This is a genomic window from Pseudoalteromonas sp. SR43-2 (assembly GCF_014163885.1).
GTDB classification, from domain to species: Bacteria; Pseudomonadota; Gammaproteobacteria; order Enterobacterales; family Alteromonadaceae; genus Pseudoalteromonas; species Pseudoalteromonas distincta.
This window is the reverse complement of the sequence record NZ_JACJED010000023.1, coordinates 67093-73469: the sequence shown is the minus strand read 5'-3', so window position 1 is coordinate 73469 and position 6377 is coordinate 67093. Positions and strand designations below refer to the sequence as shown.

Annotated in this window: 5 protein-coding genes and 1 pseudogene; 1 reads left to right on the top strand and 5 read right to left on the bottom strand. The window is 42.2% G+C overall.

The annotated features are described in order from the left end of the window. Nucleotides 1–345 precede the first annotated feature (345 nt). Nucleotides 346–1317: pseudogene (locus H5120_RS17315) on the top strand (integron integrase). A gap of 243 nt (nt 1318–1560) precedes the next feature. On the opposite strand, the gene H5120_RS17310 reads toward H5120_RS17315, so the two are convergent. Genes H5120_RS17310 through H5120_RS17290 form a run of 5 tightly spaced genes read right to left on the bottom strand, consistent with a single transcriptional unit; the run spans nt 1561 to nt 6361 of the window. Further along, nucleotides 1561–2331 carry an SDR family oxidoreductase gene (locus H5120_RS17310; RefSeq protein ID WP_182675612.1) on the bottom strand — a complete coding sequence of 257 codons (771 nt, stop codon included), beginning with the start codon at nt 2329–2331 and terminating at the stop codon, nt 1561–1563. Between the two features lie 9 nt (nt 2332–2340). Next, a complete protein-coding gene (gene mmsB / locus H5120_RS17305; protein WP_182675611.1) occupies nt 2341–3240 on the bottom strand; it encodes a 3-hydroxyisobutyrate dehydrogenase in 900 nt (299 codons plus the stop codon). A gap of 10 nt (nt 3241–3250) precedes the next feature. Then, on the bottom strand, nt 3251–4402 hold the full coding sequence (locus tag H5120_RS17300; protein WP_182675610.1) for an enoyl-CoA hydratase/isomerase family protein: 1152 nt from the start codon (nt 4400–4402) through the stop codon (nt 3251–3253). Beyond that, nucleotides 4402–5193, bottom strand: a complete 792-nt coding sequence (locus tag H5120_RS17295) for an enoyl-CoA hydratase (protein ID WP_182675609.1) — start codon at nt 5191–5193, stop codon at nt 4402–4404. The genes H5120_RS17300 and H5120_RS17295 overlap by 1 nt, the downstream gene beginning before the upstream one ends. A 10-nt stretch (nt 5194–5203) precedes the next feature. Then, the gene (locus H5120_RS17290; RefSeq protein WP_002961869.1) at nt 5204–6361 is read right to left on the bottom strand and encodes an acyl-CoA dehydrogenase family protein; all 1158 of its coding nucleotides are present in this window, start codon (nt 6359–6361) and stop codon (nt 5204–5206) included. Nucleotides 6362–6377 lie beyond the last annotated feature (16 nt).

Sequence of the window (6377 nt, the reverse complement as noted above, 5' to 3'; positions counted from 1 at the left end):
TTGGAACGGTCTCTAGTGGTGGAGAATACAAATTAGCATTTCGGCCAGTAGAAGAGCACCCAAGTAAAAACAACAATGTGAATAAGACTACTAAAAACTTCATGTGACTCTCCCTGAAATATAACAACTTTGTCTACGACATTTGTCGTTTTATAAACCGACAAATGTCCATATATTACAGTGCATTTATCTTAACCATCAAATAAACAACTGTAAACAATTAGTTAACTGGAAATTATTTTTAATCAATGCACAAATACACCGAAATGGTGGAGATCAGTAATATTGGACAAAACAACAAGCACTGTCTATATATACAGTTAACTTTTACTAGAGATTCATATCATGAAATCACCTTTTTTAACTATGATAGCCGAACAAATGTATCTAAAGCGTTATGCTAAAAGTACTATTAAAGCGTATATATACTGGATAGCTTCGTTTATTCGATTTAACTCTATGAGGCACCCAACAACGATGGGAGACAATGAGGTCGAACTTTTTTTAGCTTTTTAAACTCGTTTAGTCAACCAACAAAATGTTGCTCCTAACACTCAAACACAAGCCTTAAATGCGTTGAGCTTTTTATTTAAAGAAGTGATTAAAAAGCCACTTTCATTATCATTAAGTTTTATTAAGAGCAAACGAGCAACTAAACTACCGGTAGTTTTAACGCAGCAAGAAATAAATAATTTTTTTAAAGTGTGCTCTGCAAAGCATTATTTACCCTGTGGATTACTTTATGGCAGTGGTATGCGATTAATGGAGGTACTGCGTTTACGGGTACACGATATTGACTTTGACTATAACTGCATTCGAATTTGGGATGGCAAAGGAGGCAAAAATCGTGTTGTAACCCTTGCCGTAGAGCTCACACCGCAATTACGTTCTCAAATACAATTAGTTGATAGTTACCTGCAATTAGATCTGAAAAACCCCTTGTATAGCGGCGCTTACATGCCTCATTTATTACGTAAAAAATATCCAAACCACAATAGACAGCTGGGCTGGCAATATTTATTTTCATCACATAAATTAAGCATTGATCCTGAGAGTAAGCAATTAAGACGTCATCATATCGATGAAAAACAATTACAACGCGCTGTTAAAAAAGCCGCTTTTGATGCACATATTAACAAACATGTTACGCCACATACTTTACGCCACTCTTTCGCTACGCATTTACTGCAAAGCGGTGCTGATATACGTACAGTACAAACACAATTAGGTCACAGTGACGTGCGTACCACACAAATATATACCCATGTACTACAACAAGGTGCCAACGGGGTTATTAGCCCGTTTTCAAGATTATAAATATCTCAGTAACAAGGCAAAATTTGGGTTATATAGTTTATCTATATGAGAAGTTTTTAACGCCGTTAATTGGAACGCTAGAATGTTCTACGTTTTAATTCAGCGGGTATACTACCCATGTTTTACAACAAATTGCCAACGCCGTTATTAGCCTTTTTCAAGATTATAAACTCCCCGATTTAAAACAAAAAAGCACAGCCCAAAACAGCCATGCTTTTTTAATCAACCTTAATCAACCTCGGTTTACAAACGAATGCCGCCGTCTATTTCTACCACGCGACCGGTAAAAAAGTCGTTTTCGATTATGTATTGTACAGTATGCGCAATTTCGTCGCTTTCCCCTAAGCGCCCTACTGGCGTTACCGCGAGCATACGTTGTTTGGCTTCTGGCTTCATGGCGTCGGTCATGGCGGTACTTATTACACCTGGTGCAATAGCGCCTACACGTATACCAAATCGGCCAAGTTCTTTAGCCCATGTGGTGGTAAGTGCCACTACGCCTGCTTTTGATGCCGCGTAGTTTGTTTGGCCTATGTTACCTGCGCGCGCTACGCTCGACATATTAACTATAACGCCGCCTTTACCAGATTCAATCATGTGGCTTGCAGCTTCCCGCCCGGCTAAAAACACACCTGTTAGGTTTACATCAATCACTGATTGAAATTGCTCAAGAGACATTTTTTTAACGACTTTGCCGTCTTTAGCCTTTATAAACATGCCGTCGCGTAAAATACCGGCGTTGTTTATTAGCACACCAATGTGGCCAAAATCGCTATTAATGGTATTAAATACGTTTTCTACTTCGCTCTCATTTGTTACGTTTGCGGCATAACCTTTAATATTGCTAGTTACACCTTCAAGCTGCGTTAATTGCTCGCATGCGTTGTTTAATAAGTCTTGCGCCATATCTATTAAAGCAATGTTGGCACCCATAAGTGCAAACTTTTGCGCCATTGCAAAGCCTAAACCTTGTGCGCCACCGGTTATTACTACCGTGTTATTTTTAATTTCCACGCGTTGCTCCTACTTAGAAAACAGTTTAAAAATGGCACTAAAGTCATCACTACCCGCACCTTGGTGCTGTAGCATAGTGTATAAATTTTTAGCCATTGAACCCATTGGGGTTGATGAATTACTTTGCTGCGCGGCTTCCATGGCAAGGCCTAGGTCTTTAGCCATTAAATCAACCATAAAGCCTGGTTTATAATCGTTGCTTGCAGGGGCTGTATCCATTACACCTGGGCAAGGGTTGTAAAGTTCAAGCGTCCAGTTACGGCCCGAACTTGCGGTCATGATGTCGCTAAGTACTTTAGGATCGAGGCCGTTGTTGATACCCATTTGCAGTGCTTCGCTAGTGCCTGCCATTAAAATGCTAAGTAGCATGTTATTACATATTTTTGCTACTTGCCCTGCACCAATATCGCCTGCATGAAATATGTTTTTACCCATATCACTCAGCACTGTATTTGCTTTATTAAACGCTGTTTTTTCGCCGCCTACAATAAAAGTAAGAGTGCCAACAGTTGCGCCTGCAACGCCGCCCGATACCGGTGCATCTACAAAGCTGATGCCTTGTTTACCAAGTGCGCTGCCTACAGTGCGTGCTGATTCTGCATCTATTGTTGAGCAATCAATGACTAATGTATTATTGCTTAGCACGTTAATTAAGCCGCTGTCGTCGTTATTACCCAAATACAACGATTTAACATGTTTGCCCGCAGGTAACATGCTAATAAGTACGTCAGCATTTGTTGCGCACTGCTTTGCATCAACTGCGGCTTTTGCGCCTTTGCTTGCAAGTTCATTTACGACCGACTGGTTTAAATCGAACACGCTCACAGTATGTCCAGCTTTAATTAAGTTAGCCGCCATTGGGCCGCCCATATTGCCTAAGCCGATAAAACCGATATTGAGTTTAGTCATCGTCTTTCCTTTATTTGTGTATTGGCGTGTCTAAGCCATTAAGTGGGTGGTTTTCGCCAAAACGATTAACAAAAAAGCTGTCTATTATTGTTTGTGGTACATCACTTAATGTTTTGTATTGCCAATTAGGTGCGCCGTCTTTATCTATTAATAGCGCCCTTACACCTTCTTGAAACTCGCCTACTTCGCCAGCACGAACCGACATACCCAGCTCCATTTTAAAACACGCTAATAAGCTTTTGCCTTTACTTGTTTTTAATTGCTCACTAACGAGTGCGCAACTTAGTGGGCATCCGTGTTTAAGTGACTTTTGGGCGCGTTGTAGCCATTTATCGTCAGTAGCTAGCCCTAAAATATAATCAACTTGCTCCTGCAAGGTTGTAAATTCACCCAGCTTTTGAATCGTTTTTAAATTAGCTTTTATATTGCCTTTTGGCATACGCGCAGATTGGTTGTCTAAATCGGTTAATAACTTAGTTAAACGCTCATGATTTAAACTTGCGGTTTTGCCCCACTTTGCAGTTAAAATTTGCGTAAGCATGGAATCATATTTAGTGCTGTCGATGAAGTGATCGGCAAGCGATACAAAACGCGCGTCGTCACAGTTAATTGATGCCGAAGTTAGCCCTAAAAATAACCCGACGCTTTGTGGCATTTTATGTAAAAAGTAACTACCGCCTACATCAGGGTATAAACCTATGGTTTGCTCTGGCATGGCAATGCGTGATGTTTCGGTTACGACGCGATGGCTAGCACCGGCCATTAGCCCTAAACCGCCACCCATTACTATGCCGTTACCCCAAACGAGGATAGGTTTATCAAAGGTATGAATAAGATAATCAAGCTTGTACTCAAGCGTAAAAAACTCTTCAACTAAGCTTGTTGGTTTACCTTGCGCCATTGCATGATGAAGGCTTACAACATCGCCACCAGCACAAAATGCTTTATCGCCTGCGCCTTTTAACAACACCATTGCGATTGCATCATCGTCTTGCCAAGCTCGCAATTGCGGTTCAAGTAATTTGATCATCTCAAAATTAAGTGCATTTAAGGCTTTTGGCGCGCTGAGTGTAATAAGCCCAATTAAACTGCCATTTTCTGCGGCTGCGGTTTCAAATACCACGGGCTCATCGGCGCTATTTAATAATGTTAAAGCACTCATTAGCCGTTTACCCAGTTAGCGCGGCGTTTTTCTAAAAAGGCATTTACGCCCTCTTGTTGATCTTCGGTATCAAATAAACCAACAAATAACTCGCGCTCAAGAGGCAATACACTTGCCATTGGTTGATGGCGCCCTTTTTGAATCAATGTTTTACACGCTGCAACTGAGGTAGGGCTTTGATCGGCCACTTGGTTGGCAAGTTTTAGTGCCGCTGCAAAGCTTTCGCCTTGTGGAACTACTTCTTCTACTAAGCCAATTTGCAGGGCTTTATCGGCTTTTAAGCGCTCGCCGCATAAAATCATGCGTTTTGCCCAGCCTTCACCTACAAGCCATGCTAAATTTTGTGTACCACCCGCACACGGTAATAACCCTACTTTAGCTTCAGGTAGCGCCATTTGTGCTTGTTCTTCAGCAATACGTATATCGCACGCAAGGGCAACCTCTAGCCCGCCACCCATTGCATAGCCGTTAATGGCTGCAACCGACACGCCTCTAAAATTAGTAAGCGCTTCAAACGCTTCACCAAATACACGCGACATATCGGCGGCTACGCCTTTATCGCCACCAGCAAATACGTTTAGGTCGGCACCCGCGCTAAAAAACTTCTCGCCTTCACCAGTCAGTACTAATGCATAAATATTTTTATTGTTATTAAGCGCGTTAACGGTATTTTTTAAATCAACTAGGGTGTCTTTTGTCCAGGTGTTTGCTGGCGGGTTAGACATCGTTAAAATAGCAACATGACCTTGCGTTGTAAGTTCAATACTCGGATTAGATTTAGATTCTGACATACATTGCTCCTTATAAAACGTCGCTTGCAGACTCAGCCAAAATACGGCGCGCTATAATCACACGCATAATTTCGTTAGTGCCCTCTAAAATTTGATGAACGCGTACATCACGTACATGGCGCTCAAGCGGGTATTCTTTTATGTAACCGTAACCACCATGAATTTGCAGTGCGTCGTTACACACAGTAAAGCCAACATCGGTAGCAAAGCGTTTAGCCATGGCGCAGTAAGTGGTTTTTTCAACGTCGTTATTATCAAGTTTAAATGCAGCAAGCCTTACCATTTGGCGCGCAGCTACAAGTTCGGTGTTCATATCGGCAATTTTAAATTGCAATGCTTGAAACGCAGCCAATGGTTTACCAAATTGTGTACGTTCTTTTAAATATTCACGGGCTGTATTAAGCGCCGCTTGCGCTGTACCAATTGAACATGTGGCAATGTTAATTCGGCCGCCATCGAGGCCTTGCATCGCAAATTTAAAGCCTTCGCCTTCTGCGCCTAACAAGTTATGCGCAGGAATGCGTACATCTTCAAAGCTAATTAGGCGTGTTGGTTGTGCGTTCCAACCCATTTTTTCTTCAGCTTTGCCGTATTCAACGCCTTTTGCGTCGGCAGGTACTACAAATGCCGAAATACCCGCAGCGCCTTCGCCGCCTGTACGTGCCATTACAACTAGCACTTCAGTTTCGCCAGCGCCCGATATAAACATTTTTGAGCCGTTAATAACGTACTCATCACCCTCAAGCACGGCTTTTGTTTTAAGTGATGCGGCGTCTGAGCCCGATCCAGGCTCTGTTAAACAGTAAGAGGCAAGTAGCTCGCCCATTACTAATTGCTCTACGTATTTGTCTTTAACGGCATCGGTACCAAAACTTGCTACCATCCACGTTGCCATATTATGAATGGTCAACATGGCCGTTGTTGCTGTACAGCCCATAGCAAGTTGTTCAAAAATAATGCTCGAATCTAAACGTGATAAACCAAGGCCGCCTGCTTCCTCTGGCGTGTATAAACCACAAAAACCAAGCTCGCCCGCAGCTTTAATCGTGTCTTTAGGAAAGATATGTTCGCGATCCCATTTTGCAGCATGGGGCGCAAGTTCTGACTCGGCAAATTGACGTGCAGTTTGAGCAAAGGCTTGTTGATCTTCAGATAAGTTAAAGTCCATGGTAGGCCTCTTTAAT